Genomic DNA, 23,720 nt, shown 5'->3' with positions numbered 1-23,720 from the left:
CGACTCCCCAACCCTTTCCGGGAGAGTCGGCTGTGCGGCCCGCCCTCCCTCGTCAAATACCTGAGATGCCGGCAACGGACGGCCAACACTACGACGTGGTGATCGTCGGCGCTGGCTTGAGCGGACTGGCGGCGGCCGCGGCACTTGCCGATCAGGGGATCGAGGCCCCGGTTCTGGAGGCACGCAACCGCCTCGGCGGGCGTATTCTGTCATTCTCGGCCGGCGGCTATGATTTCGATCTTGGGCCATCGTGGATCTGGCCCGGACAGCCCCATGTCGCCGGCCTGCTGGCGGCCTCTGGCATCGCGGTCTTTCCGCAGTATGCGACCGGGGCCCTGCTCCATCAGCTTGCCGACGGCCGGATCGAGCGTCACCCCGGCTTCGGCCCCATGGGCAACGCCCTGCGCATCCAGGGCGGCCCGGGCGCGCTGATCCAGGCGCTGTCGCAAAGGCTGGCACCGGAACAGGTCCGCCTCGGCCATACCGTGCGGACACTGGAAAAGACGGCGAACGGCCTGTGCCTGGGCGTCGCCACACCCGACGGCACCGTGCAGATCAGCGCCGGCGCCGTCGCCCTGGCGATCCCGCCACGCCTGGCGAGCAAAATCGCTTTCACCCCGGCCCTGCCGTCGGATATCACCCGCTTCCTTGAGCAGACGCCGACCTGGATGGCCGGACACGCCAAGTTTTTGGCGATCTACGACAGCCCCTTCTGGCGGGAACAGGGTCTTTCCGGCGATGCCATCAGCCGCAAGGGACCGCTGGCCGAAATTCACGACATCTCGCCCCCGGAGGCTGGGCCCTACGCCCTCTTCGGTTTTGTCGGCCTCGACGCGGCGCAGCGGACGGCCCTGGCGGAGACTGCCGGTGGACCCTCGGCCCTGATTGACGCGGCGCAACAACAACTGGTCGAGCTTTTCGGCGATCATGCCGGGCAGGCCCAGGCCCTGAAGCTGCAGGACTGGAGCCGGGAGCCCTTCACCGCCCTGGAGAGCGATGCCGCACCCTTGGGCCAGCATCCGGCTTACGGCATGCCGCTGCACCTCGCCGACTCTTGGTCCCACCGCCTGAGCTTTATAGCGACGGAGACATCGCGCGAGCACGGCGGCCTGATCGAAGGCGCGCTGGAGCGGGCCGGGGCTTTTGTGGCAACGATCCCGTAAAGCCCGGGCGGGCACAACGGGCCGGTAACCCGCTAAGAACCGAGACACGTGGCAAGTGCTGGGTGTACAAATTCGGGAAACCGATACCATATAGCCGGAAGCATCTGGTGAAGTGCCCCCGACAGGGTGAAGAACCGCAACCTACCGGAACTGATAGAACCATCCGCCAGGACTTCATGTCGTTTCGCCTGCCGCAAAACCTCTCCACGGGCCTGAACATTGAGACCGGCGCCAGCGTTCTTGATGCCGAGATCCTGGCGGAAAAGGCCGCTTCGCTCGGGCGCGCCGGCCGGCTGGTCCGGCAAGCCCTGGACGATCTGAAGGCGTTTGACGAAAACCCGGATAACGATACCGCCGACCCCAAGACCGCCAACAGGAGGCAGGCCGCCCTGCAGGCCGCGACAGACGCCGTCTACGGCTATTTTATCCAACGCGAACTCTGCGGCCTGATGAACCAAGACGATCCGATTGAGCAATATGCCATCCCGCGCGAGGTCCTGGCGCGCGTCGGCGCCAAGTAGGGCGATACCCCTTTTTGCCTCTCTCGGCCTTCGGTTCCCGCCTGTTGTAAAACACCGAACGCTGAAATTCTCAAGAAACCCGACGCGAAACTTCCCGCCACAGGACGGATCGATGCCGAAATCAGAACGTGAGAAAATGGCCGCCGGAGAGTGGTACACCTGCCTGGACGACGAGCTGGAGGCCCTGCGCGTCACGGCGCGGGCGGCGGTGCACCAGCACAATACCCTGCCACCGGCGGAGCGCGGCGCCATCGGCCCGGCACTGCGGGCCCTGATGACCGCGCCGACAGCGATCATCGAGGCGCCGTTTCATTGCGCCTACGGGATCAACATCGAACTGGGCGATCAGGTGTTCCTGAACGCCGGCTGCACCATTCTGGACTCCGCGCCGGTGCGCATCGGCGCGCGCAGCCAGCTGGGACCGAACGTTCAGATTTACTGTGCAGAGCATCACAAGGACGCCGCCAAGCGGACGGAAGCGGGGCTGGAAATCGCCCGGCCCGTGACTCTCGGCGAGCGGGTCTGGATCGGCGGCGGCGCGATCATCCTGGCCGGCGTCACCATCGGCGCCGATGCCATCGTCGGCGCCGGCAGCGTCGTCACCCGCGATGTAGCGGCGGGCGCCACCGTCGTGGGTAACCCGGCGCGGGTGATTGAGGCGAAGGACGGGCGGTGAAGGGCATTCAGGTAGGTCGACAACAAGGTGTATAGGCTGAACGTTCGATCAACAGCGCCCCGCTTGACCATGAAGGCAGACAGAGACGCCCGACATCCGACTTGTATTGATCGGCTCAATCGACCCAAAGCCGTCCTTCGTTGGCTGGCGTAATCTTGATCGCAGACTTACTCTGCAACACATGACTATAATACCATTACTCTTGATCAGCGGGCCTGTTGGGGTGGGCAAGACGACCATCGGCAGCGAGATAAGCGCATCACTTAGTCGAAGCAAGGTGGCTCATACCTTTCTCGACATGGATGCTCTTGCCGAGACATATCCTCGACCACCGGATGATCGGTTCGCAAGCCGGTTGGCACTTTTGAACCTACGAGATGTTTGGACCAACTGTTCTGCTGCCGGGTCGCGAAATCTGATCGTCGCCCGCGTCATTGAGACGCAACACGAGCTTGAGGAGATTCGGCGCAGGATCCCAAACTCCAGGTCAACAATCTGCCAGTTGCGCGCCAGCGATGAGACGTTGATCGAACGAGTACGGACACGTGAGTTGGGTTCCGGGCGCAACTGGCACGAGGCGCGGGCCGTCGAACTTTCGCGAAGCCTTCAGAGAAGCGCCCCAGCCGACTTCTTGGTCGACACCGAGGGCCGTTCTCCGTTGGACATCGCTGATGAGGTCGTTGCCAGAATCAATTGGGTGACAGAAAGCTAGCGCCCATCAGAAATGGTGGCTTGTAAACTAATCTCTAAAGGATTCGGCATGGCGGTCACTGAATTCCAGTTTCGCACGGAAAACCCAGTTCCGGCCGAAAAGCTCGATGATCTGATCGAAGCCGTGGGATGGGGGCGCCGTGGCGCCGATGCCTGGGATCGAATTTGCGCGCTTTCCTCACTTCTGATCACGGCGTGGGACCGTGAACGGCTCGTCGGCATGGGCCGGATACTGGAAGATGGAACCATGTGCATGGTGTATGACGTTGCGGTTCATCCGGCCTATCAAAGCCGCGGTATCGGCACGGAGATCATGAAGCGAATCGTCGGTCAGTTGAAGAACCGGCCTTACCAATCCATCGGGCTGTTCGCTTGGAACAGGAACCCGGTGAACGTTCCGTTCTATGAAAAATTCGGGTTTCGCAAAATTAATTTCGGAATGAAATTCGAACCCGACTCTTAGAAAGGACCGAGCGCGCAAAGCAATCGATTTAGGCGCCAAGTCTATCCTTCCGATACATTTGACCCTCTCCGACCGTTCACGCTGCTTGATGTGAACGTCGGTTTTCAGATCATTGAGCGGTCGTCCAACAGCGTCAAACGGTTAGGCAAGTGTTGCCTGGAAACGGTTTTGCAAAAAGGACAAGCAGCGTTTTTCTTCCGGGCAGAACTGCTCTGCGACAATCAGAAAAAGGCAGTGCCTGTTTGCCGTCTCGCCCATTCAACGCTTACATACGGCACGGGTCATATGACGGGCCATAGCGAAGCCGTAACCACCAGAGACCGCGACTGCGTTGACTAGCGCTCCAATTGCACGCCTTACACCACGCCATAGGCGTTGCCTTTCTTCCTTGTTCCTTTTATCTATCGCTGCCGCTCGAGATGTTGAATTGGCCACCTTGCCGCCGGCAATCGCCGAAAGCAGCATGAAAAACATCCAACGATAGTGCTTGTTTATGGCACTTTGTGATTGCTTCACCGCTTGCTTTTCCTGCAGCTTTCGAGATCGTACCAAACTCGGTACAATGCATTCGACGGCAAGTGCAAAAAAGAACCTGCTCGCATCGCTGTTCTTGTTATCTCCTTCAAACGGGTCCGGAAACGCGGTGCAAAACTGCGCCGGCGGGAGTTGGCAGGTATCGGACATTCTGTAAAACCTGTGCAATCCATCGGTGTCGTCGACCGGACACCGAGAATTGTTGTAAGCCATGATCTCACGCCGGATCTGCAAGATCTCTGGAAGTGAAATTCTGCCTGTGCCGGCACTGTAAACATCAGCGCTCGACTTTGGGCCCAACAAATGAAATGTCCGTTCGTCTCTTGCGGCATAATGATTCAGAAGCTGCTGCACGCGCGATGCCCAGTCGCAGGAAGCTGCCCCAAGAGACGAATCCACCTGACATTGGCGTTGGTAGTCTCTCACTTGTTCCAGCAGATAGGCGCTTGCCTGACGGGCGCTTTGGTTTTCCGCTTTCAGGTTTCCAAGGTTCTCTTGCGCGCTCAGGTCATCGACGAAATAAATACCGGCGATTATAACCATCACATACCACAAATGATCATAGTAATGGCGAAACCTCTCTCCCAGACTGCAGACATCGGATAGAACGATAACCACGCTCCAGCCGGTTAACAGCGCCATGAGGAGCAGTGGAAGCATGCCCCATGGACTCCCAAGCACCCCCGTTCCTCCAACAATGAACTCATCGGGAACGTAGTTGATGTCAGGAAAGAGTCCGAACACATTGAAAATACCGGGTACGGCTAGAAGGAGCATTGTGATGAAGACCCCTTTCATCCGCCCCAAAATGTATGTAGCCAAGGAAACCAAAAGGATGAGCCCTAAATAATAGAGCACAAGAATTCCCAGAATCGTTACAGCTGCCTCCCCCGGCGACCAATAACTCCCTACAATGTTTCCCGTTGCGTCCCGAACAAGGAAGTGAGAGGAATGAATCCCAAGTCCCTCAGTGTTTTGTTGGATATTGTATGCTGCACCATGTAGAAACCGAACATAAGGAGCAAAAAAATCTACAAGGATGCTCAAGGCTCAATAACCTCCGAACCAAATGCTAAATGAACGCAAAAGCAGACCTACTTCTCCTGGGACGCTTGAGCTAACTCTGACTCAAATCGTGTCTAGACTGAGAGTGAAAACTATTGGCTTTCGGATTGACCAAGAGTAAGCGCCCCGCTTGACCATGAAGGCGGAGAATTGCCGTCTATGACGCCCGCGCGGGGCAAAGATCACTCTATGGGCAGGCCATGTTGCCTCAGGAAGGAAAGCTTGTCCCAGTAACCGCGTTGGAAGACGATCTTGTCGTTGTCGATGTGGAAGAAGCCACAGCCCCTCAGGCCGAGCGGATCTTTCCATTCCAGGATCGCCCAGTCCCCGTCCTCGAAAATCGCCTCGACGATGCAGACCATCTCAGCCTGGGCAAACTCCTGTGCGAACATGTCCCGTATGGCCGTGCGGCCCTCGACCGGCTCGCGGGTCACTTGATGATTCACGGCGTCGTCATCGTAAAACCCGGCGACCGCATCGGGATCGCCGCTGTTGAAGGCGTCCACCCAGGCTTTTACGACTTCTCTCGGACGCATGCCGTTCCTTTCGGAACCATTTATTTGCCGGGCAATGCCGATCGGCCAAGGCCTGTCATTGCGCAGCCGGGCGCATCCTGCCGCGCGACAGCAGCTTCAGCGTGGCCGCGGCGAGGGCGGATTTCAGAAGTGCGCCGACAAGAAACGGCATCACGCCGGCAAGGATCGCCTGTTCGGCCCCGATGATGACCGCCAGCCATGCCGCCCCAAGCAGCAGGCAGACGGCATTGCTCAGCAGCATGCCGAAGAAGGCCAGGACCACGCGCCTGCCGTTCCAGCCCCGTTCGGCCAGCCAGCCCATGAGCGCGCCGGCGACGGGAAAGGCGAAGAGATAGCCGGCGGTCGGGCCAATGAAATGATGCGCGCCGGCAGCGCCGCCCGCGAGAACCGGCATGCCGAGCGCGCCCTGAACCAGCCAGGCGGTGATGGTGATGAAGCCGAGCCGCCAGCCGTAGAGCGCGCCGACCAGGGCAACGGCGAAGGTCTGCATGGTGACGGGCACCGGAACCATCGGCACTTCGATATAGGAGGAGACTGCGAGAAAAAGCGTTCCGAGGACCACGGCCCCGAACTGCCAGCCAAGGGAACGGCTTTGCAGATCGAGCGGGCTGAACACGGGCGTGACGGCGGATGTGGCGGGCGCAGTTGTCATGGCATGATCCTCGCAGCGGAAAACTACAGGCGATTTCGGAATCTGCCGCTAAAGAGTCCACAGAAACGCCGGCAAGACAACAGGCGAAGGATCGACCGCAGGCTCCGCGCAGACGCCCCTCCGGCCGCACTGCCGGTCACAGACATGAGCGGTCAATTCGAACACGCCTTATTCCGGTCGAATTGCCGGCCTAGACACAAAGAGTCATCAGACGTTGTGTGAGCCATTGCCATGTCGTTTCGCCGAACCCTCAAATATGCCCTGGCCACAGCCCTACTGGCGCTTTCGGGCCTGGTGGTCTGGGAGGCTTATGCCGTCTGGAAAGCCGAGACCCGAACCGAGGCCATCCTGTCGGCATGGCTGGCGAAGCCCAGACCGCTTGCGCTTGCTGCTCTCTCGCCCGCGCAGAAGGACATCCTGTTGAAGGTCGAAGACCCCGGCTTCTATGATCACAAGGGCATCGACCTTGCATCGCCCGGTCAGGGTATGACCACCATTACCCAGGCGCTGGTGAAGTTCCTGTACTTCGAACCCTTTCGGCCGGGCTTTGCCAAGATCGAGCAAAGCCTGATCGCGAGGTTCGTCGTCGATCGCCACTTGAGCAAGGACCAACAGCTTGTTCTGTTCATAAACCATGCCTATCTGGGTAAGTCCGAAACCGGACAGGTTCGCGGCTTTGCCGCGGCGGCCCAGGCCCATTTCGGCAAACCCTTCGAACAGCTGAACCGCGATGAATTCATCGGTCTCGTCGCCATGCTGCTCGGGCCGAACGACATACGCCCGGACAGGCCCGCCGCTTTCAACGAGCGTGTCATCAGGATCGATGCGTTGCTGGCGGGCCGATGCCAGCCGGCGGACGTTCTGGACGTCACTTATGACGCCTGCGGGTCGGCACCGTAATCCGGCAGCCGCCGATGCCAGAGCGGACTCGGGGTTATGGCCGCCGCTTGAGAGGGCCCCTCACTTCATGTGATAGGTCAGGGCGCTGCGGATAAGCAGCCTCAGCTTTCCGGCCGGCAGGGCTTTGCTGTCCTTGAAGTAAACGGCGCGATTGCCTTCATAGACAAAGTCGTCGGCAAACAGGCTGCGAAAGTCTGAAAGGATCGTGGTCTGGCAATGGGTGTAGAGGGCGAAGCCGCCCTGCCTGGGAACGCCCAGCCGGATCGTCGAGCCTGATTTGGTTTCCGGCGTCAGGTAAGCGGGCTGGCCCCACTTCAACGTTTCCTGCAGCGCGCCGACACCGGGCGTCGCCCCGGCCGTTTCGAAGATCAGACCGCGCAGCTTCAACAGACCCGCCCGCGCCGGTTCCGGGAAGGACGCGAACCTGGCCTCGACATCAGGATCCGCGAAAGGTGGTTTGGCTTTTTTCATATCCGCACAACAAATGATGCCGTCCAGTCTAGATCGGATCATGTTTTGACGGAACCACTTCGTGGTTGCGCCAAAGCATGTGAATCCGATCGCCATCAAACAGTTAGAGCAGATTCACCCGGTCGATGGATCGCCTTCGGCGATTCCATCCGACCGGGATCTGCTCTAGGCCGGCAGGCCGCCCTTCATCAAACGGCGGTTTGTCCCGCCCCTGTTTCCGACGTCAGCCCTCAGCGCGCAGCAAACCGGCGGCAAGATCCTGGAAAGCCTCGACAGCCTTTGGAAAAACGGCGTGAGGGTCGTCGGCGGCAGCAATCCAGAGAGAGGCGTTGAGCGCCGCGCCATTCAGGAGCCGGGCAGCGGCTTCCGCATCCACCGGCTTGACCGTTCCCGCGTCGATGAGCGCCTGGATCTCCTGCGTCGCCCTTAGAAGGCACGCATTCTGGTTGGGCCATTGCGATGGATCACCGAGCACGGCCGGCCCGTCCAGCAGCATGATGCGCTGAATCTCCGGCTCCAAGGCCATCTCGATATAAGCGGCGTACTCCGCGAGCAGTCCGCGCCATGGGGTCTCCGCCCGTTCCTGCTCTCTGCGCAGCCGCACCAGCATTTCCGCGTCGATCTGGTCGATCACGGCCTGCAGCAAACCCTTCTTGTCGCCGAAATTGTGGTAGAGCGCGCCGCGCGTCAGACCGGCATCGGCGGTCAGATCGTCCATCGACGCCGCCGCATAGCCCTTGGCGGCAAAGGCCTTCCGCGCAGCCTGAATGAGCTTGGCCCGGGTTTCCTCCACCATTTCCGCACGTCGTTTCGCGACCATTGGCCCTTCCAAAAATTACACATACGCATCGTATGCTTATTGACATACGCTCCGTATGTTCATAAATACCGGCATACGGGGCGTATGTCAACGATCGCCCCGGACCATAAAGCACAGCGGACCTTACGTCGCGATTGTCGGGGTCGGGGCCTGCCTTTGCCTTGTTTGGATAGGAGCAAAACTAATGACCAAACGCGATGCAATCTTCCCTGCCGGCCGGCAGGCGCTCTATGAAACCAACCGCTATTCGGCGGCGATCCGCTCGGGCGATCTTCTGTTCGTCTCGGGTCAGGTCGGCAGCCGCGAGGACGGGTCGCCGGAGCCGGACTTCGAAAAGCAGGTCCAGCTTGCCTTCGACAATCTCACGGCGGTGTTGAAGGCGGCCGGCTGCACCTTCGATGACGTTGTGGACGTGACCACCTTCCACACCGACCCGGCCACGCAGATTGAGGCGGTTTCCGCTGTTCGACTGAAGGCGATCGGTGAGAAGCCCTACCCGAACTGGACCGCCGTGGGTGTGAACTGGCTGGCGGGCTTCGATTTTGAGATCAAGGTCATCGCGCGCATTCCTCAGCCCACCTGATCGACGGCCTCACCGGACACCGCCACTGCGCCCGGCGAAAAGTCTCCTGACATGTTCTGACACGCCCGTCTGATAGGGTGACGGGGGTTCGGTAATCAAGGAGGCGCAAATGCAGGCGTTCAACGGCAAGGTCTCGATTGTCACCGGCGGAACCGAGGGCATCGGAGAAACCGTCGCGGAGACCCTCTACGCCCGCGGCGCGTCGGTCGTCATCGCGGCCCGCGATCCGCAAAAGACCCGTGACAAGGCTGATGCGCTCGACTCTTCCGGGGTGCGCAGTCTTGGTTTCGTCTGCGATGTTTCCGATCCGGCTCAGGTCTCAAGGCTGGTCGAGGAAACGGTCTCGCGGTTCGGCGCGCTGCATATGGCGGTCAACAATGCGGGCATCGTCGGCCCGGGCGGCACCACGATTCCGGACTCCACCATCAAAGACTGGAACGCGGTCATCGCGACCTGCCTCAGTGGTACCTTTCACTGCCTGAAGTACGAGATTCCGGAGATGCTGAAGAGCGGGGCCGGCGCAATCGTCAACCTGTCGTCAGCCAACGGCGTCGTTGGCGTCGCCGGGATCGGCCCCTACACCGCCGCGAAACACGGCGTCCTCGGTCTGACCCGCTCCGCCGCGTTGGAATTCGCGGCACAAGGCATTCGCATCAACGCGGTCGGGCCGGGCTACGTAGAGACACCGAAGATACGCGAGGCACCCGATGAAGTGCTGGCGGCCATGCGAACCGCCCATCCGATGGGCCGCATGGCGACGCGCCAAGAGGTGGCGAACCTCATCGCGTTCCTTCTCTCCGACGAAAGCAGCTTCTCGACCGGCGGCTTTTATCCGGTGGATGGGGGATATACCGCGCAGTAGGGCTGCGGACGCGTGTCAGCCAAGGGGCGCCAACCGGCCGTCGCCTCAGTCCTCTTGCGTGACCGCCCCGGGTCGATTGCGGGCGGGCGCCGGGTTCATCCCCGCGCCTACTCCGGCAGCCTGACGCCAAGCGCGATGCCCTGCCCGTTGCTGCTTGCTACACGCCAGGTTGACGTGAATCAACGCCGAGACTTCAGGAACATGGGATCCTGTGGTGTCTGGCGGGTCCAGATAGCGACAGCATAAGCCAAACCCTCAAGAGAGCCTCACACCGATAAGCCCTGCTGCGTCGCAAGAACCAAGTTGCCGCTGCAAATCAGGTCAACAATGAATTCAGTTCGGAAAAAACTGGCTTCAGGAACAGTGATTTTTCTTTACTGGCTGATCATGCTGGAGGGCATCCTTATGGCCTCCCCCTTCGGCATCTTGTTGTATTCGTTTTATGACCCCTTCCTGGCAGGGGCCCGCCAGAGTGAACTGACGGCATGGGTTGCCGCATTCTTTCTCCCCCAATCCGTATACGCGACAAACAGTTCGTTTATCGAATTCATACGGCATGGGGAGTACCTGTTCTACATTGGGCTGGCCGGGTTCTTTGTATCCGCCGCGCCGGTGTATTGGGCAAAACTGACGCGCAAAGGCATGGTGAGCGGCTTTATCTATGCGTACATAAGGCACCCGCAATACCTGTTTTTCATGCTGTCCGCGTTTGGGCTGCTCTTCATCTGGCCCCGAATGATGATGTTGCTCCTGTTTCTGATTATGAGCGTGTTCTATTTTTATCTGGCGAAATTCGAGGAGCGCCGGATGCAGGCGCAGTATCCCGACTATTCGGCGTATATGCAAAGAACGGCCATGTTTATTCCCGGCAATCCCGGGGGCAGGTTGTTCGGTTTGCTGTTCGGATGGGTGCCAAGTCGGAAACTGGCCCAGTTGATAGCCGTTCTATCGATTGTCATCGTTGCCTCAGCAGGCGCGATAGGCCTAAGGAATCTTTCGATTGCGAATATCTCCGTCGCGGCACTGCCCGATCAAAAGATACTGGCGATATCGGTTTTCCCGCATGACGAAGCGTATCTGCGCGACGCGGTCACTAAGGCCATTGCCGACGATGCGGTCCGAAGCGCCTTGGACACGCAGGGAAACGTGAGTTTCACGGCCCATATACTGCCAAAGAACTACGGTATGCTGGGAAAGTTCGTGTCCATCAATGAACATCATGAGGCGGAGATCATCAGCAACTTCACAAACAGATTATCCTTGAAAGGCTTCCTGTGGGGCACTGAATCCGATGATGTGAAGATCGTTCTCTCGAAGATTGACAAGCCCGGAAAACGGTTCGTTCCTTTAGCCGAGATCATGGACATGAGCGCCAAGATGACCCCTGTCTTGATCGTGGATTTGAACCTGCCGACAGGGGTGCTGACCAATCTGACGATGACCGATACAACGTACTACGGGGACGTACCACAGCCAATCTTCTGACTTGCGTGGCCCGCTCCGGCTATGGCTGCGTAACTAGCTTCTCCAACCCGAGGATTGCTTCGTGATCTGAAAGCCGCCACTCACGCCAACGGCTGTGTGCGACCGCCTTGAGCCCAGGGTGAACAATGCTGCGCGATGCATGAATGGCCGCTGTGGCAATCCGGGGATCTGTTGAAAGATGTCGCATTGGATGCCAGATTTACAAAGCTGCCGCGATCAGTCCTGATAGCGTGGCGGCGACAGTAGGGAAGTCCGCTGATGAAGCATATCATCCGAGCCTTCGTGGAGGCTGTGGCGCAAATGTATGTTGCCAAGGCCGAGCGGGGATACGCGCCGCGGCAGGAACTGGACGAGTTCGTCACGCTGCTCCGCGCGGTGGATTGGTCGACTGACGAGCAGACCATGCCGCCGCCGGCCATCGTTCCCGGGCTTCGGCACCTCCAAGGCGCCATTGCCGGGGGTTACGCGTTGGGGCCATGCCCGATCGTGGATGCCCTACGTCTGTGTATCGGCGTAACCCCTTGGGAGACCTACTATGCCGAGAGCGACTGGTCCCGGCCCTTCCTTGGGGATTTCGCATCCGGCGAACTGGTCGGACCAAACGGTTTCGTGCGGAGTGCGGACATCTCGCTAGGATTGTTTCTCCTCGGACCGAACACGACCTACACCGAGCATGCCCATGCATCCAGCGAGGTTTACTATCTGTTGAGCGGCGAAGCGACATGGCGGCTCGACCGGCCGACAAACACCCTGCGCGCCAGGCCGGGAGACTTGATCCACACCGCGCCCGATCAGCGCCACGACATTCGCACCGGGGCGGACCCGATGCTCGCGGTGTTCACCTGGAAGGCCGATCCATCCGCCCCGAGCTACCATTTCGCGAATGGACCGTGGAGCGATGGCGTTGTCGTCCGCCCCCCACTGGTCAATCGTCCCTAGACCCAAGCCCAGCTTTCCAAAAGTTCGCAGGCAGGCGCTGTTCTGCTGTCGCTTGACGGCGCGCGGGGGCCTATCCTTACCGAACAAACGCCTGTGCAGGCTGTCCCGAAGCCGCCTTTCGGATGGATCGGACAGGTAACAGCTTTGTCCGCTTCCCGCTCGTTCAAATTGTCCGGTCTGAGTAAGTGTGTTGGGTCGCGATCAGGCAAGCACGACGGCACCTCTTCCGCCGGTTTTGCCTCTCCCCTCGCTTCGGCAACACCACCCCGACGCCTTTGGTTTCGGGGAGGAATTCCATGCCAATGTCCTGCGTCTCCGAACGGCCAGGAACCGTCATTCACAGCAACGGCTCAAAAAAGCCGTTTACATTCGGGAAGCGGTCATTCGCTTCTCATCTTCTGTGCTGCTGCTTCAGCCTCTTTTTTCAGGGCGTCCGTTGTAAACACTGGAATCGGATCAGCGAGCGACCCATATATTCGATGACGGCGTTGATGATTTCAGTCATCGCAGCAACAGATTGAAGAAAGGGCTTTTTGTGATTGTCGTTGTGTCCCACTCGGCTGGTAGAGACCGGATAGCCGCGTAATACTGCGTAGCAGGGAGGATGAATATTTGGTCCTCACTGACGGCTTTAACCGTATGGTCTAAACCCAGCCGAACGCTGAATGCCTTCTGCCACGTGCAGAGCGCTTCGGCGTAACATCGCTTGTTCTGTTGTGCGTTCGTGCCGCCGGCACGGCGCCGAAGCCGGTGAGAGACCAATGACATCCCAAATTTCCGATCTGGCCGATTTTGGCTGGAATTCTTTTTTCGACTCCCAACTTGAGCCTGACGACCTGGTAGCTACCGTCCCCGTACGGGTGATGGCGGTTTACCGCGGCGGTCTAAGCGTGGCGGGGCCCGGCGTTGACAGGCTGATACCGCCTTTCGTTGGGACGGCACGCGATGAAGAGGCCGTTCCCACGGTGGGTGACTGGCTATTGCTCGACCGCGAGACATTTCGGCCGCGGCGCCTCCTGCAACGCAAGAGCCTGTTCAAGCGCCGGGCCGCGGGAACCGGTCGCAAGCTGCAGCTCATTGCCGCCAATGTCGACACGCTGTTCATCGTCTCGTCCTGCAATCAGGACTTCAACACCGCGCGGTTGGAGCGCTATCTGGCGTTGGCGCGCGAGGCCGAGGTCACGCCGGTCATCGTGCTCACCAAGGCCGATCTGACGGACCTGCCGGAAGATTTCGCCCGAGCTGCGGCCAAGCTCTTGCCGGGCCTCTTGGTGGAGGTTTTGGACGCCCGCGATCCGGACAGCGTTGCTTGCCTCGCCGACTGGTGCGCGCGCGGCGAGACGGTTGCGCTGGTCGGCTCCTCGGGCGTCGGCAAATCGACGCTAATCAACACACTGAGCGGCGCCAATCGGATTGCAACACAAAGCATTCGAGAGGATGACGACAAGGGGCGGCATACGACGTCCGCACGCGTGCTCCATCGTCTGCCCGCGGGCGGCTGGCTCTTGGACACGCCGGGTATGCGCGAGTTGCAGTTGACCGATGTAAAAACGGGCCTTGAGGAGGTTTTTGCCGACGTCGTCGTCTTGGCGAGGATGTGCCGGTTTGCCGACTGTCGCCATGAGGCTGAGCCCGGTTGTGCCGTATTGGCGGCGGTCGATGCTGGCACGCTTGATGCGGAGCGCCTCAAGCGCTGGCGAAAACTCGCCGCCGAAGAAGCCCGCAACACCGAAAATCTCGCCGAACGCCGTGCCCGCGACCGTGCTTTCGGCAAGATGGTCAAGGGCGTCATGAGAGACAAGCGGCAGCAAGATGGGGAATGAGCAAGTCAGCGCCGGTCGACGGCTGACAATCTGGTTTGCCGCGCAGTGTGTTCTGACCTATTACAACTTACATGGATGAAGACCCACGCCTTTTCGAGATATTCCTGGATGTGCAGCGCGGCTTGCCCAGGCAAGGGCCGGGTTGCGACGAGAGTACGCTTAAAGCGCTCTCCTTGTGCCGTGGAATGCCTGCGCGACCGGCTGTTCTGGACGTCGGTTGCGGTCCGGGCATGCAAACCGTCGCCCTGGCGAAGGCTTGCGACTGCTTTATCACGGCCGTGGACGCCAACCAGGAATATCTCGATGAGCTGCACGGGCGCGCCAAGGCAGCGGGTGTCGCCGAACGTATCGAGACTCTGGCGGCGGATATGAGCGCGCTGCCTTTCGGCCCTGAGAGTTTTGACCTCATCTGGGCCGAAGGAGCGGCCTACGTCATGGGTTTTGAGACGGCGTTGGCCGACTGGCGGCGGTTCCTCAAACCCGGCGGTTGCATCGCTGTGTCCGAATTGGTGTGGCTTCGGCCGGATCGGCCCGCCGAAGCGGCTGAGTTCTTTGGCGGCGAATACCCGCCCATGGCGGACATCGAGGCGAACCTGGAGACCGTCCGGCGATGCGGTTACGAACCGCTGGGACATTTCACCCTGCCCCACGCCGCCTGGTGGGAGCACTATTATGGGCCGCTGGAGGCAAAGCTGCCGACGTTGCTTGAAAAATACGCCGGCGACGATGAGGCGCTCCAGATTATCGCGACAACCAAGCGCGAGATCGAAATGCGACGGCGTTTCGGTGACTGGTATGGCTACGAGTTTTTCGTCGGTCAGCTCATAACGAGAACCAACTGACGGTTGGCCGCACCGGCCCCCGCCCCGGCGAGAGGCAGGCGGTCCTAGACTCTTTCAGAGTTTGACGGCACCGGCCCGCTCCCCCTCCCGGCCACCCACCAGGATAATCTCATTGGGTGGCCGGGAGGGGGAGCGGGCCGGTACCGATTCGACGTAAGTCGAAAACGCTCTAGAGTGGTCATGCCGCTCCTGCAAAGCAGACACTCGTGCCCCCTATCATGAATGACCGCTTCGGGTCGCGATCAGACAAGCCCGGCAGACTTCGAAGAGCAGTCAGCCGGATCTTTTGGAACCGTCCATTGAAACGGGGCAAAACCATGCAGCCCAAAGGGGACATTGTCGATCAGGCACAGACGGCCGCCGATGACCAGTTGCGGAAGCTCGTCCAATGCCGACAAGAATTGGTCTTGCGAGGGCTACTTCCGCTTGCGCTTACCTCTCGCGATCTCAGTCGCCAATGCGTCGAGTTTCGGCTCCCAGAGTTGGCGAAATCGGTCCAGCCAGGCATCGATGTCCTTCAGCGGTTTCGTTTCCACAGCATAAATGCGCCGCGCGCCATCAACGCGGACCGTGGCAAAGCCATTGTCACGTAGCACCTTGAGATGCTGAGAGACCGCCGCCTGACTGATGCCGAACTCACGGTGAATGACCTCGACGGCGGCGCCAGAGGAATGCTCTCCTTGCGCCAAGAGCTCCAGGATGCGCCTTCGAACGGGATCGCCAAGGACATCGAATGCGTGCATTAGACGCCCTCTTGCGTTTCCCCTGTATAGAAAGCTGTTGTCCGCCTGGCGGCGGCACGCGCAGTTGAAGTATCGGTCCCCGAGGCGATGGATGCTCGGCCCCAAGCGTCACTGCTGCCGACGGTGAACGCCTTGCCTTGGGGAGATGCGGAGAAGACCGCTTCGTCGAGCTTGGCCGCATCGGGCTGAGCAAGATGAAGCGCAAGCCCGAAGAGGCCTAACTCCCAACCGACACCAACCGCACCCGGCCCATATGTATCCCAATGTTCACTCACATGCTGAATGTGATTCAGCGTCAAGCGTGCGCGTTCACTTCCTTCGTCAGCCAGACGAATCTCAACCCAGCTTACGTCTCCGCCGAACTCCCATGTGATGGCCAGATACGACGGAGGTTCGCACGCCGTGATCACGCCGCCGGCATTGCCCTCCAACTGGTAGCGGCCACCGAGTTCGAGCTCGCCGTTGATCGGCAGAAACCAGCGCGGTAGGCGCTCGGCGTTCGTGACAGCGTCCCACAAATCATCGACCGTCGTGTCATAACTTCGCGCAAGCGTGACGGAGCGAACGGGCTTCCCTTCGCGCTCCAGCGACGACACGGAGCGCTCTACGGCGCCGAGATGGCGTTCGATATCGAAGTTCATGTTCACACCACAATATAAGCTCACACTTATATAAACGACAACTTAGTATCCTGTCAACGGGTGCCGTCGTGGATTTCCACGATCAGGAATGGCTGGGGCTTGGATGTCCGTGTGTACAGCTTTAGGAACGGCAGTTCCTGGCGCTTATCGGCCGTTCACGTCTCCTGTATCGAACGGCTGCCTTGGGTCGATTGCGGACAAGCCCGGCGGGCGGGTGCCGGGTTCACCCTTCCCTATTTCCGCAGCCAGCCCCCGACGCCTTTGGTTTTGGTTTGGGGGAGGAATTCCATGCCGGCGCCTGTCGCGTCCGTCGTGACGCTCGACAAGGCCATCACTATGTACGGCGCGCACGATTTTCAGCTTGACGGTATGTGCGCAGCGCACATAATGGCGATTGATGTCGAGAAAACCCGTGACAAAATATGAAACCAAAGCACTCGATGCGGACACTTGGCCGGACTTCGCGCGTCTGGTCGAGGCGAACAACGGTGTCTGGGGCGGCTGCTGGTGCATGTGGTATCACGGTAAGGACGAAGGCTCGGACGACTCCCCGGCGGGGAAACGCAAGGCGAAGGAATGCCGCGTTCGGGAAGGACGGGCGCATGCCTCGCTGGTCTTTCATGGTAAGGACTGCGTCGGCTGGTGCCAGTTCGGATCGCCGGACGAGCTTCCGCGAATTCATAATCAGCGTGCCTATCTGGCGACCGATCCGATGCTCCCCGACTGGCGGATTACCTGCTTCTTTTCCGGCAAGGGTCATCGCGGCACCGGAATGGCGTCCGCCGCGCTTGAGGGTGCGATCGGACAGATCAGGAAACTGGGCGGCGGGCGCATCGAGGGATACCCGGAAGACATCGAGGGCCGAAAGGCTTCGCCGGCATTCCTGTTCAACGGAGCGCTCTCGACCTTCGAGCGTCTCGGCTTCGAGCGATCACGGAAGATCGGCAAGCATAGGTGGGTGGTGACCTTGACCGTGTAACGGTCCTCGGCCCGGCCTTTCGGTCGGAGTTCCGGTTCGTGCCCCCGTCATCCCGGCCTCGCCGGACGAGGTATCGCCGCAAGGCGGGGCAGCCCGGCGCACGCCCGCTGATCGGCGGTTCAGCCAGTCAGGTGCGCAGGGCGCCTGAAACGCGCCGTCAGTGCATCACTTCACAGCAAAAACGCGATGGATGGGACCGCCATCGCCTGTTCGGGATTTGGTCACGGCGATGATGTTATTGAGCCATGCATAGCGGGGGTCCCCGGTCTCGAATTGCGGTGCCGCGCGGAAGTAATAGCGCCATGCGCCTGCTGGGTCGTCCGGTTTTTCGAGATCGGTCGCATACTCGGCATCTTCCGGCGCCGACCAGAACCGCCCTTGCCAGTGGACATAAAGCAACGCGTTGTCGTGTGTCTCCAGGGAGAAACGTACATCGAGGACGCCCGTCCCATCTGGCCGGATGCGCACCCAGTCCGCCCCTGCGTCCGGCACGACACGTCCGCGCAGGTGGGGCCCTTCGAACGTGCCGCCCTTTACGAGAAAGATAAGGCGATTTCCTTCGGGTGCCGGCCCCACGTCCATCGGCGGAAGGTGAAGCTGGACACGCGCCTCAAACAAGAACGCCAATTCGGGAGGGCTGTTCGCGTCCCAGCCGGCGGCGCTGAGTGTCAGGCCGCCGGCGCCCGGTTCCAGGGTATGGGCATTGCCACGCCCGACAAGCGCCGTTGCCGCATAAAGTCCCGCGCCGACAAACATACTTCTACGAGTCGTGTCTGGCATTTCTTACCCTCCGCGCGGACCACACGCGTTTCGCGCAGGCGCCCGCCGATCTGTGGCGGCGCCATGAAGTCGCCGTTCAGCCATAGCGCCAATCATGTGCGCTACGCACATATTGTCAAGTTGAAATTCGTGCGCGCCGCACATACTCTTCGAAGGATGAGTGACCGTACCGCCAATCTGCTCGGTGTCGTCGGGCTTGCTGTCGCCGATCGCATCAAGGACACGGCACGCGACATCCTCAACCACGCCGGTGAGACCCCCGCGGCACTGGTTGTCATTGGATACGGCGCCGGCCCGTCCAACGATCAATTGCGACGCATTCTTGGCCTTTCTCACCCCGGCACAGTGCGCCTCGTTGATCGGCTTGTCGCCGATGGCCTCGTCGAGCGTCGCGAAGGACGAGATAAACGGGCGATCGCGCTCTACCTCAGCAGGCGGGGCAGAACCCTTCGTGAGGAACTCCTGAAGGGGCGCCTTGCCGCCATCCGGCCGCTACTGACGCCGTTGACCGTCGCCGAGCAGGAGACCCTTTCGGCGCTCCTTCACAAGATGCTGTCTTCGATGGAGACGACAGATATGGAGCGCCGCACGCTCTGCCGCCTATGCGATCATCGCGTCTGCAGCAACTGCCCGATCCCAGCCGACGAGCGGGCGGAGACGTGAACACGCGACTCGCGATCTCGCTCGAAGCGAATGGCCACGCGGGACAGAGTGATCGCGTTGCCCCAAAAATTGATGGGACGGAACGACAGCAGGTTTGTCAAACCTCCGCCGCTTTCCAAGGCAACCGTTCCACCAGTATACCCGGCTGAAACGGACATTCGTGCGAGGCGCAGCGAAAGCCATTTTGTCCGCATAGCGGCCGTTCGGCTCGTGACATCTCTCCCAACGGGTTCAACTGGAACAGCCTCACAGGCCGCCTACATCCAATTCAGGGTGATGCCGGTGAGGACCAGGTAACGGCCGGTTTTCGCAACGGCGACCAGAAGCAGAAAGCTCCACAGCGGTTCGCGAAGAACGCCGGCAACGACGGTCAGGGGATCGCCGATGACCGGCACCCAGCTTGCCAACAGCGACCAGCGGCCGTAGCGGTGATACCATCTGGAAGCGCGATCGAGCATCGCGGGACTGGCGGGAAACCAGGAGCGCCCGCGAAACCGTTCGATACCGCGTCCAAGCATCCAATTGATCAGAGACCCCATCACGTTCCCCAGGCTGGCCACGGTGACCAGAAGGATGACCGGATAGCTGTCGGTAAGCAGCAGTCCGACCAGGGCGGCCTCCGACTGGGTCGGCAGCAGGGTCGCGGCGGCAAGCGCGGCCAGGAACAGGCCCCCATAGGCCGCGAGGTCAGCCATGCAGCAAGAGGAAAGCAAAAAGAACCACTGCCCTCGCCTATTTCCGCAGCCGTACCCCGACGCCTTTGGATTTGGTTTCGGGGAGGAATTCTATGCCTGCCTCTTCCAGGGCATCGCGGAGGGCGGCTTGGTTGCTGGGGTGCGGTGTGTGAGCGCCGCGTTCCAGGTTGGCGATGGTCGCCCTACCGATCCCTGACGCTTTGGCGAGGTCGGGTTGCGACCAGTTCAGCAGGGCGCGGGCGGCGCGGCATTGTTCGGGCGTCAGGCTCATCGGGCTCTTGTCATCACAAAGCAATTGACGGGCTAACACCGTCCTGATATCAATTTAAAAGTTAGACGATTAATCTAACTATTGATGCGCGTTAGCGGCGCGGAAAGGTGCTCGTAACACCGACCCGCGCCTGACCACAACCCGACTTTAGAGGAGTCAGGCCATGGCTACTTCGGCTTGTAACATAGATTCTTTCCTCCCTGAAAACGATCCCGCAGACGCAGTAAGCGCCCCGGAGGACGGCGGCGCCGGCGGCAAGCGCCGGACGGCTGCGGGATGGGCCCTCGGGTCAAGCCCGAGGGTGACGGCTGAGGGGGGCCGCCCGCTGGATACGCGGATCGAGTCCGCGCATGACGCCGGGGCGGCGGAAGCCGTCTCCCGCCGCTCCCTGCTGGCCGCCGCCGCCGCCCTGCCGGCCCTGGGGCTGGCCCTGCCGGCCCTCGCCGCCCTGGCCGCGCGCCCCGCCGATGCGGGGCTGCCCAACCCCGACGCCGAGCTGTTCCGCCGCATCGCGGTGGCCCTGGAGCGGCGCAGGGTCTACGCCCGCGCCCGGCGCCTGCGCCAGCGCCTGCACGATATCCGCGATGCCCGCAGGGGCTACGACACCTCCCACATGCTGCCGGCACCCTGGCGCGAACCGCTCGGCCCCGGCGACCGGGACGCATGGCTTCACGACCGCGACCTCTTCTACCGCTATGGCGAGGCGGTGCGCGAGGCCGTCGCCGTCCCGGCGCGCACGGTCGCCGGGCTGTACGCCAAGCTCGACCTCGCCGTCGTCGCCGCGCGGCGCGGCACCGGGCGCATCTACATGTACGAGGACCGCGAGTGGCTGGAGGCCGCCCTGGATGACCTGAGGGGTCTGGCGGCGGGGCAAGGCGGGCCGACAGGGTAGGAAACAAAAAGCCCCCTCACCCCGGCCCTCTCCCACAAGGGGAGAGGGGGAACCAAAGAGGGCGCCTGTCATTCCCTCTCCCCCTTCGTGGGAGAGGGAGGGGCCCACGTAGTGGGAGGGTGAGGGGGAACCAGCTTCCCACGTAGTGGGAGGGTGAGGGGGAATGGCAGGTTGACAAGTCCTTCTCCCAAGAGGGGAAGAGAGGAAAACAAAAAGCCCCCTCACCCCGGCCCTCTCCCACAAGGGGAGAGGGGGAAGTATTGAGGCTGTCGTGAATGCCTCACCTTTCTGGAGAGGAGGTAATGGCCGGGCCACCGCAGATCCCTCTCCCGCCTGGGCCCGTTTGATTGAAGGGAGAAGGGGAAACGAAAGAGGGCGGCTGTAATTCCCTCTCCCCTCCGTGGGAGAGGGAGGGGCCCGCGTCAGCGGGAGGGTGAGGGGGAATGGCAGGCTGACAAATCCTTCTCCCAAGAGGCGAAGAGAGGGAAACAAAAAGCCCCCTCACCCCGGCCCTCTCCCACAAGGGGAGAGGGGGAAGTATTGAGGCTGTCGTGAATGCCTCACCTTTCTGGAGAGGAGGTAATGGCGGGGCCACCGCAGATCCCTCTCCCGCCTGGGCCCGTTTGATTGAAGGGAGAAGGGGAAACGAAAGAGGGCGGCTGTCATTCCCTCTCCCCCTTCGTGGGAGAGGGAGGGGCCCGCGTCAGCGGGAGGGTGAGGGGGACCCAGGCGGCGCACCGCCGCCCGCTATCGGCCCGTGAAGGTGAAGATCGTTACCGGCGCCGCCTCGCCGCCCAGGGCCCGGTAGAAATCGAGGGCATGGAGGTCTTCGTTGTCGGCGGGAACGAAGACCACTTGGATGCCCGCCGCGCCCGCCGCATGGCGCAGCGCCTCGACAAGGTGCCGCCCCACCCCCTTGCGCTGCGCCACCGGGCGGACCGCGAGATCGAATATGAAGACCTCCGATACCTCAAGCCGCGTCAGGGGCAGGGTATGCGCGGTCAGGCCGCCCACCAATTCGCCCCCCATGAAGGCGGCCATGGCCCAGAAGTCGTCGCGGCCCAGCAGCCGCTCGACATAGCCCGGGCTCAGATCCTCGCTCTCTTCCTCAAAGACCGCCGCCATCATGGAAAACAGCGCGCCGGCGGTTTCGGTTTCGCCGGCAGACAGGCGCTTAACGGTTACCTCGGTCATGTCGATCCTTTTCAAAGAGGCCGGGAGGGGGAGCGGGCCGGTGCCGTGAAACTCTGAAAGAGCCTAGCATACTGCGCGGCGTACCTCCTTCGGCCTCCCCCTTCGCCGCCGCCCTGTGCTAGCGTGGCCCCTAGTCAACGCGCTTAGAGGGTCAACGCGCTTAGGGGAGAGCCGGACACCTCCGGCCCACGCCGCGACCGCCTGCCTCAACGCCGCCGGGGGAATTCATGCCGTCATCCGCCTCACCCGTCTTTCCGCTGCGCGATGCCTGGCTGCCCTTGGTGCCGCTGGCGCCGCTGGTGCTGGCCGCGCTGCTGCTGGCGCCTTTGCTGGATACGGCCGAGCAGCTCAGCTTCCTGGCGGTCGATGCGGATGGGTTTGTCGCCCGGCCGCTGCGCGACTTCATCCACCTCGGCGACATGATGAGCTACCACGCGCTGGCTGCCTTCCATAGCCTGCTCTGCCTTGCGGTGGTAATCACCTTCGTGCTGTGGACGCTGCGCCTGCCGGGGCGCCAGCGCCGCGCCGCGCTGATCTTCCTGGCCGCCGTCTTCGCACTGCTGGCCGTCCTCGTCCTCTACTTCAAGGCAGAGGCCAACCGCGTGGTGCTGGTGCAGCTCGGCTACAAGGCGATCTGCCAGCTGATCGCGGCGGCAGACCTGCCAACCGCCCTGGTCGCGCCGGGCCAGTGCTTTCGGGAGGGCGACATCAGCCATCTGACCTGGCTGGCCTGGGTGCCCACCTTCTCCGGCATCGGCGCCACCGCCTTTGCCGCCGCCTTTGCCTATGGCAACGCGCGGGACCTGCCGCCACATGACGGGAATGACGAGGCTGCCTGGCGCGCGGCGCTGGACCGGCGCATCAAGGCGCTGCAGCGCAGCGTCTATCTGCTCTCCGCGGTGCTGGTCTCCAGCACCATCACCATCACCCTCTTCGCCCATCTGCCCACGGGCCTGCTGGTCGACAGCCGGGAGCTGGCGCTGGCGAGTGCGGTCTCGAAGTACGCCGGCGGGCTCAGCACTTTCTGGGGCGCGCTGTTCTCCATCACCCTGATGGCGACCTTCGCCACGCCGGCCCTGCGCCTGCTGGGCGCGGCCTATGGGGCGGCGCAGGGAACGGAGGGCTCAAGCGATGGGGCGGACCTGCGCAACTGGCTCCACGAGCATGTCTTCCAGTCGATCCGCCGCCAGTTCGCCACGGTGCTCAGCCTGCTGGCGCCGCTGCTGGTCGGCCCGCTCAGCAGCCTGCTGTCCAGCGTCGCGGGGCTGTGAGAGCGGGCGCCCCTCGCGCCGCGTCATACCAGCAATGTTTCCTCCCCCGTCACCCTCGGACTTGTTCCGAGGGTCCATCGCGCCGCGGCCGTAACCTTCCTGGCCAAGACTCGGAAGAAGCCGATCCATGGATACTCGGGACAAGCCCGAGTATGACCACTGGGTGAATTCGAGAGCGGGAAGAGCGCCGCGCCGTAACCGCAGGGTTACAGGCTGGCGCCGCTGCTGGTCGGCCCGCTCAGCAGCCTGCTGTCCAGTGTCGCGGGGCTGTGAGAGCAAGGTCCCCTCGCGCCGCGTCATACCAGCAATGTTTCCTCCCCCGTCACCCTCGGACTTGTTCCGAGGGTCCATCGCGCCGCGGCCGTAACCTTCCCGGCCAAGACTCGGAAGAAGCCGATCCATGGATACTCGGGACAAGCCCACTGGTGTCCGGTTAAGACTAGGCCCACTGGAGGACCATCTGATCGGGGTTGATCGGAGGCTCTGGATCGGACTGGATCAGGCGGTCGATGCGCTTTCGGTGCATGAGATTGGCGCGGACGAGG

The 23,720-nt window shown here is 61.6% G+C and carries 28 protein-coding genes; 17 read left to right on the top strand and 11 right to left on the bottom strand.

Annotated elements, in window-relative coordinates:
• Positions 1–65 precede the first annotated feature (65 nt).
• The 5 genes from HBA54_RS15790 (at position 66) to HBA54_RS15770 (ending at position 3,534) form a co-directional block, all read left to right on the top strand.
• Positions 66–1,163, top strand: a complete 1,098-nt coding sequence (locus HBA54_RS15790; RefSeq protein WP_167226313.1) for a flavin monoamine oxidase family protein — start codon at positions 66–68, stop codon at positions 1,161–1,163.
• Positions 1,164–1,339: 176 nt separating this feature from the next.
• Entirely contained in the window at positions 1,340–1,684 is a 345-nt protein-coding gene (locus HBA54_RS15785) for a DUF6665 family protein (RefSeq protein WP_167226311.1), read from the top strand.
• 112 nt (positions 1,685–1,796) lie between these two features.
• The gene (locus HBA54_RS15780; RefSeq protein WP_167226309.1) at positions 1,797–2,360 is read left to right on the top strand and encodes a sugar O-acetyltransferase; all 564 of its coding nucleotides are present in this window, start codon (positions 1,797–1,799) and stop codon (positions 2,358–2,360) included.
• A 181-nt stretch (positions 2,361–2,541) separates the two neighbouring features.
• Entirely contained in the window at positions 2,542–3,072 is a 531-nt protein-coding gene (locus tag HBA54_RS29890) for an AAA family ATPase (protein WP_367575712.1), read from the top strand.
• A 48-nt stretch (positions 3,073–3,120) separates the two neighbouring features.
• The gene (locus HBA54_RS15770) at positions 3,121–3,534 is read left to right on the top strand and encodes a GNAT family N-acetyltransferase (RefSeq protein WP_167226305.1); all 414 of its coding nucleotides are present in this window, start codon (positions 3,121–3,123) and stop codon (positions 3,532–3,534) included.
• A 258-nt stretch (positions 3,535–3,792) separates the two neighbouring features.
• Here the strand turns inward: HBA54_RS15770 and HBA54_RS15765 are convergent, their stop codons facing one another.
• From HBA54_RS15765 to HBA54_RS15755, 3 genes are all read right to left on the bottom strand, one after another.
• Positions 3,793–5,115, bottom strand: coding sequence for a hypothetical protein (locus HBA54_RS15765; protein WP_167226303.1), 1,323 nt, complete (start codon positions 5,113–5,115; stop codon positions 3,793–3,795).
• A gap of 200 nt (positions 5,116–5,315) precedes the next feature.
• A complete protein-coding gene (locus HBA54_RS15760; protein ID WP_167226301.1) occupies positions 5,316–5,669 on the bottom strand; it encodes a nuclear transport factor 2 family protein in 354 nt (117 codons plus the stop codon).
• A 55-nt stretch (positions 5,670–5,724) separates the two neighbouring features.
• Positions 5,725–6,321, bottom strand: coding sequence for a biotin transporter BioY (locus tag HBA54_RS15755; RefSeq protein WP_167226299.1), 597 nt, complete (start codon positions 6,319–6,321; stop codon positions 5,725–5,727).
• A 231-nt stretch (positions 6,322–6,552) separates the two neighbouring features.
• On the opposite strand from HBA54_RS15755, the gene HBA54_RS15750 reads away from it, so the two are divergent.
• Positions 6,553–7,221 (top strand): biosynthetic peptidoglycan transglycosylase, encoded by a 669-nt coding sequence (locus tag HBA54_RS15750; RefSeq protein ID WP_167226297.1) that lies wholly within the window; start codon positions 6,553–6,555, stop codon positions 7,219–7,221.
• A gap of 60 nt (positions 7,222–7,281) precedes the next feature.
• On the opposite strand, the gene HBA54_RS15745 is transcribed toward HBA54_RS15750, so the two are convergent.
• Positions 7,282–7,692 (bottom strand): DUF1801 domain-containing protein, encoded by a 411-nt coding sequence (locus tag HBA54_RS15745; protein WP_167226295.1) that lies wholly within the window; start codon positions 7,690–7,692, stop codon positions 7,282–7,284.
• Positions 7,693–7,915: 223 nt separating this feature from the next.
• A complete protein-coding gene (locus HBA54_RS15740; RefSeq protein ID WP_167226293.1) occupies positions 7,916–8,512 on the bottom strand; it encodes a TetR/AcrR family transcriptional regulator in 597 nt (198 codons plus the stop codon).
• Between the two features lie 184 nt (positions 8,513–8,696).
• Here HBA54_RS15740 and HBA54_RS15735 point away from each other — a divergent pair, with 184 nt between their 5' ends.
• From HBA54_RS15735 to HBA54_RS15710, 6 genes are all read left to right on the top strand, one after another.
• The gene (locus HBA54_RS15735; RefSeq protein WP_167226291.1) at positions 8,697–9,095 is read left to right on the top strand and encodes a RidA family protein; all 399 of its coding nucleotides are present in this window, start codon (positions 8,697–8,699) and stop codon (positions 9,093–9,095) included.
• Between the two features lie 109 nt (positions 9,096–9,204).
• Positions 9,205–9,957 carry an SDR family NAD(P)-dependent oxidoreductase gene (locus HBA54_RS15730; protein WP_167226289.1) on the top strand — a complete coding sequence of 251 codons (753 nt, stop codon included), beginning with the start codon at positions 9,205–9,207 and terminating at the stop codon, positions 9,955–9,957.
• Positions 9,958–10,260: 303 nt separating this feature from the next.
• Positions 10,261–11,442, top strand: coding sequence for a methyltransferase family protein (locus HBA54_RS15725; protein ID WP_167226287.1), 1,182 nt, complete (start codon positions 10,261–10,263; stop codon positions 11,440–11,442).
• A 258-nt stretch (positions 11,443–11,700) separates the two neighbouring features.
• Positions 11,701–12,381 (top strand): dimethylsulfonioproprionate lyase family protein, encoded by a 681-nt coding sequence (locus HBA54_RS15720; RefSeq protein ID WP_167226285.1) that lies wholly within the window; start codon positions 11,701–11,703, stop codon positions 12,379–12,381.
• Between the two features lie 965 nt (positions 12,382–13,346).
• Positions 13,347–14,204 carry a ribosome small subunit-dependent GTPase A gene (rsgA, locus tag HBA54_RS15715; protein WP_205944697.1) on the top strand — a complete coding sequence of 286 codons (858 nt, stop codon included), beginning with the start codon at positions 13,347–13,349 and terminating at the stop codon, positions 14,202–14,204.
• A 185-nt stretch (positions 14,205–14,389) separates the two neighbouring features.
• A complete protein-coding gene (locus HBA54_RS15710) occupies positions 14,390–15,046 on the top strand; it encodes a class I SAM-dependent methyltransferase (RefSeq protein ID WP_167226283.1) in 657 nt (218 codons plus the stop codon).
• 416 nt (positions 15,047–15,462) lie between these two features.
• Here the strand turns inward: HBA54_RS15710 and HBA54_RS15705 are convergent, their stop codons facing one another.
• Together HBA54_RS15705 and HBA54_RS15700 are read right to left on the bottom strand one after the other, a co-directional pair.
• Positions 15,463–15,789, bottom strand: coding sequence for an ArsR/SmtB family transcription factor (locus HBA54_RS15705; protein ID WP_167226281.1), 327 nt, complete (start codon positions 15,787–15,789; stop codon positions 15,463–15,465).
• Positions 15,789–16,430: an SRPBCC family protein gene (locus tag HBA54_RS15700; RefSeq protein WP_167226279.1), complete on the bottom strand. Its 642-nt coding sequence runs from the start codon at positions 16,428–16,430 to the stop codon at positions 15,789–15,791. The genes HBA54_RS15705 and HBA54_RS15700 overlap by 1 nt, the downstream gene beginning before the upstream one ends.
• A 288-nt stretch (positions 16,431–16,718) precedes the next feature.
• On the opposite strand from HBA54_RS15700, the gene HBA54_RS15695 reads away from it, so the two are divergent.
• Together HBA54_RS15695 and HBA54_RS15690 are read left to right on the top strand one after the other, a co-directional pair.
• Positions 16,719–16,856, top strand: coding sequence for a hypothetical protein (locus tag HBA54_RS15695; protein ID WP_167226277.1), 138 nt, complete (start codon positions 16,719–16,721; stop codon positions 16,854–16,856).
• A complete protein-coding gene (locus HBA54_RS15690) occupies positions 16,843–17,409 on the top strand; it encodes a hypothetical protein (RefSeq protein WP_205944696.1) in 567 nt (188 codons plus the stop codon). The genes HBA54_RS15695 and HBA54_RS15690 overlap by 14 nt, the downstream gene beginning before the upstream one ends.
• A 165-nt stretch (positions 17,410–17,574) precedes the next feature.
• Here the strand turns inward: HBA54_RS15690 and HBA54_RS15685 are convergent, their stop codons facing one another.
• Positions 17,575–18,189: a DUF3237 domain-containing protein gene (locus tag HBA54_RS15685; RefSeq protein ID WP_205944695.1), complete on the bottom strand. Its 615-nt coding sequence runs from the start codon at positions 18,187–18,189 to the stop codon at positions 17,575–17,577.
• Between the two features lie 63 nt (positions 18,190–18,252).
• Between HBA54_RS15685 and HBA54_RS15680 the strand changes: the two genes are divergently transcribed.
• Complete coding sequence (locus HBA54_RS15680; protein WP_205944694.1) at positions 18,253–18,852, top strand: MarR family winged helix-turn-helix transcriptional regulator; 600 nt, start codon at positions 18,253–18,255, stop codon at positions 18,850–18,852.
• Between the two features lie 257 nt (positions 18,853–19,109).
• Here the strand turns inward: HBA54_RS15680 and HBA54_RS15675 are convergent, their stop codons facing one another.
• Both HBA54_RS15675 and HBA54_RS15670 read right to left on the bottom strand, forming a co-directional pair.
• Positions 19,110–19,547 carry a YqaA family protein gene (locus HBA54_RS15675; protein WP_167226273.1) on the bottom strand — a complete coding sequence of 146 codons (438 nt, stop codon included), beginning with the start codon at positions 19,545–19,547 and terminating at the stop codon, positions 19,110–19,112.
• Between the two features lie 37 nt (positions 19,548–19,584).
• Positions 19,585–19,818 carry a helix-turn-helix transcriptional regulator gene (locus HBA54_RS15670; protein WP_167226271.1) on the bottom strand — a complete coding sequence of 78 codons (234 nt, stop codon included), beginning with the start codon at positions 19,816–19,818 and terminating at the stop codon, positions 19,585–19,587.
• Positions 19,819–19,981: 163 nt separating this feature from the next.
• Between HBA54_RS15670 and HBA54_RS15665 the strand changes: the two genes are divergently transcribed.
• Complete coding sequence (locus tag HBA54_RS15665; protein WP_167226269.1) at positions 19,982–20,710, top strand: hypothetical protein; 729 nt, start codon at positions 19,982–19,984, stop codon at positions 20,708–20,710.
• Positions 20,711–21,457: 747 nt separating this feature from the next.
• Here HBA54_RS15665 and HBA54_RS15660 read toward each other — a convergent pair.
• Complete coding sequence (locus HBA54_RS15660; protein ID WP_167226267.1) at positions 21,458–21,904, bottom strand: GNAT family N-acetyltransferase; 447 nt, start codon at positions 21,902–21,904, stop codon at positions 21,458–21,460.
• 227 nt (positions 21,905–22,131) lie between these two features.
• Between HBA54_RS15660 and HBA54_RS15655 the strand changes: the two genes are divergently transcribed.
• Positions 22,132–23,175 carry a hypothetical protein gene (locus tag HBA54_RS15655; protein ID WP_167226265.1) on the top strand — a complete coding sequence of 348 codons (1,044 nt, stop codon included), beginning with the start codon at positions 22,132–22,134 and terminating at the stop codon, positions 23,173–23,175.
• Positions 23,176–23,720: the final 545 nt, after the last annotated feature.

This window comes from Pelagibius litoralis (assembly GCF_011683915.1).
In the GTDB taxonomy this organism is placed as follows: domain Bacteria; phylum Pseudomonadota; class Alphaproteobacteria; order Kiloniellales; family Kiloniellaceae; genus Pelagibius; species Pelagibius litoralis.
Note: the sequence above shows the minus strand (reverse complement) of the source record. Positions and strands in the feature narration are given on the sequence as shown.

Excerpts from the sequence above, each read along its gene's own strand:
- HBA54_RS15665 (WP_167226269.1), top strand. The coding sequence starts at position 19,982 with ATGGCTACTTCGGCTTGTAACATAGATTCTTTCCTCCCTGAAAACGAT.
- HBA54_RS29890 (WP_367575712.1), top strand. The coding sequence starts at position 2,542 with ATGACTATAATACCATTACTCTTGATCAGCGGGCCTGTTGGGGTGGGC.
- HBA54_RS15720 (WP_167226285.1), top strand. The coding sequence starts at position 11,701 with ATGAAGCATATCATCCGAGCCTTCGTGGAGGCTGTGGCGCAAATGTAT.
- HBA54_RS15675 (WP_167226273.1), bottom strand. The coding sequence starts at position 19,547 with ATGGCTGACCTCGCGGCCTATGGGGGCCTGTTCCTGGCCGCGCTTGCC.
- HBA54_RS15785 (WP_167226311.1), top strand. The coding sequence starts at position 1,340 with ATGTCGTTTCGCCTGCCGCAAAACCTCTCCACGGGCCTGAACATTGAG.
- HBA54_RS15685 (WP_205944695.1), bottom strand. The coding sequence starts at position 18,189 with ATGCCAGACACGACTCGTAGAAGTATGTTTGTCGGCGCGGGACTTTAT.
- HBA54_RS15660 (WP_167226267.1), bottom strand. The coding sequence starts at position 21,904 with ATGACCGAGGTAACCGTTAAGCGCCTGTCTGCCGGCGAAACCGAAACC.
- HBA54_RS15790 (WP_167226313.1), top strand. The coding sequence starts at position 66 with ATGCCGGCAACGGACGGCCAACACTACGACGTGGTGATCGTCGGCGCT.
- HBA54_RS15750 (WP_167226297.1), top strand. The coding sequence starts at position 6,553 with ATGTCGTTTCGCCGAACCCTCAAATATGCCCTGGCCACAGCCCTACTG.
- HBA54_RS15770 (WP_167226305.1), top strand. The coding sequence starts at position 3,121 with ATGGCGGTCACTGAATTCCAGTTTCGCACGGAAAACCCAGTTCCGGCC.
- HBA54_RS15755 (WP_167226299.1), bottom strand. The coding sequence starts at position 6,321 with ATGACAACTGCGCCCGCCACATCCGCCGTCACGCCCGTGTTCAGCCCG.
- HBA54_RS15705 (WP_167226281.1), bottom strand. The coding sequence starts at position 15,789 with ATGCACGCATTCGATGTCCTTGGCGATCCCGTTCGAAGGCGCATCCTG.
- HBA54_RS15700 (WP_167226279.1), bottom strand. The coding sequence starts at position 16,430 with ATGAACTTCGATATCGAACGCCATCTCGGCGCCGTAGAGCGCTCCGTG.
- HBA54_RS15655 (WP_167226265.1), top strand. The coding sequence starts at position 22,132 with ATGCCGTCATCCGCCTCACCCGTCTTTCCGCTGCGCGATGCCTGGCTG.
- HBA54_RS15695 (WP_167226277.1), top strand. The coding sequence starts at position 16,719 with ATGCCGGCGCCTGTCGCGTCCGTCGTGACGCTCGACAAGGCCATCACT.
- HBA54_RS15760 (WP_167226301.1), bottom strand. The coding sequence starts at position 5,669 with ATGCGTCCGAGAGAAGTCGTAAAAGCCTGGGTGGACGCCTTCAACAGC.
- HBA54_RS15730 (WP_167226289.1), top strand. The coding sequence starts at position 9,205 with ATGCAGGCGTTCAACGGCAAGGTCTCGATTGTCACCGGCGGAACCGAG.
- HBA54_RS15740 (WP_167226293.1), bottom strand. The coding sequence starts at position 8,512 with ATGGTCGCGAAACGACGTGCGGAAATGGTGGAGGAAACCCGGGCCAAG.
- HBA54_RS15680 (WP_205944694.1), top strand. The coding sequence starts at position 18,253 with ATGAAGTCGCCGTTCAGCCATAGCGCCAATCATGTGCGCTACGCACAT.
- HBA54_RS15780 (WP_167226309.1), top strand. The coding sequence starts at position 1,797 with ATGCCGAAATCAGAACGTGAGAAAATGGCCGCCGGAGAGTGGTACACC.
- HBA54_RS15670 (WP_167226271.1), bottom strand. The coding sequence starts at position 19,818 with ATGAGCCTGACGCCCGAACAATGCCGCGCCGCCCGCGCCCTGCTGAAC.
- HBA54_RS15710 (WP_167226283.1), top strand. The coding sequence starts at position 14,390 with ATGCCTGCGCGACCGGCTGTTCTGGACGTCGGTTGCGGTCCGGGCATG.
- HBA54_RS15745 (WP_167226295.1), bottom strand. The coding sequence starts at position 7,692 with ATGAAAAAAGCCAAACCACCTTTCGCGGATCCTGATGTCGAGGCCAGG.
- HBA54_RS15735 (WP_167226291.1), top strand. The coding sequence starts at position 8,697 with ATGACCAAACGCGATGCAATCTTCCCTGCCGGCCGGCAGGCGCTCTAT.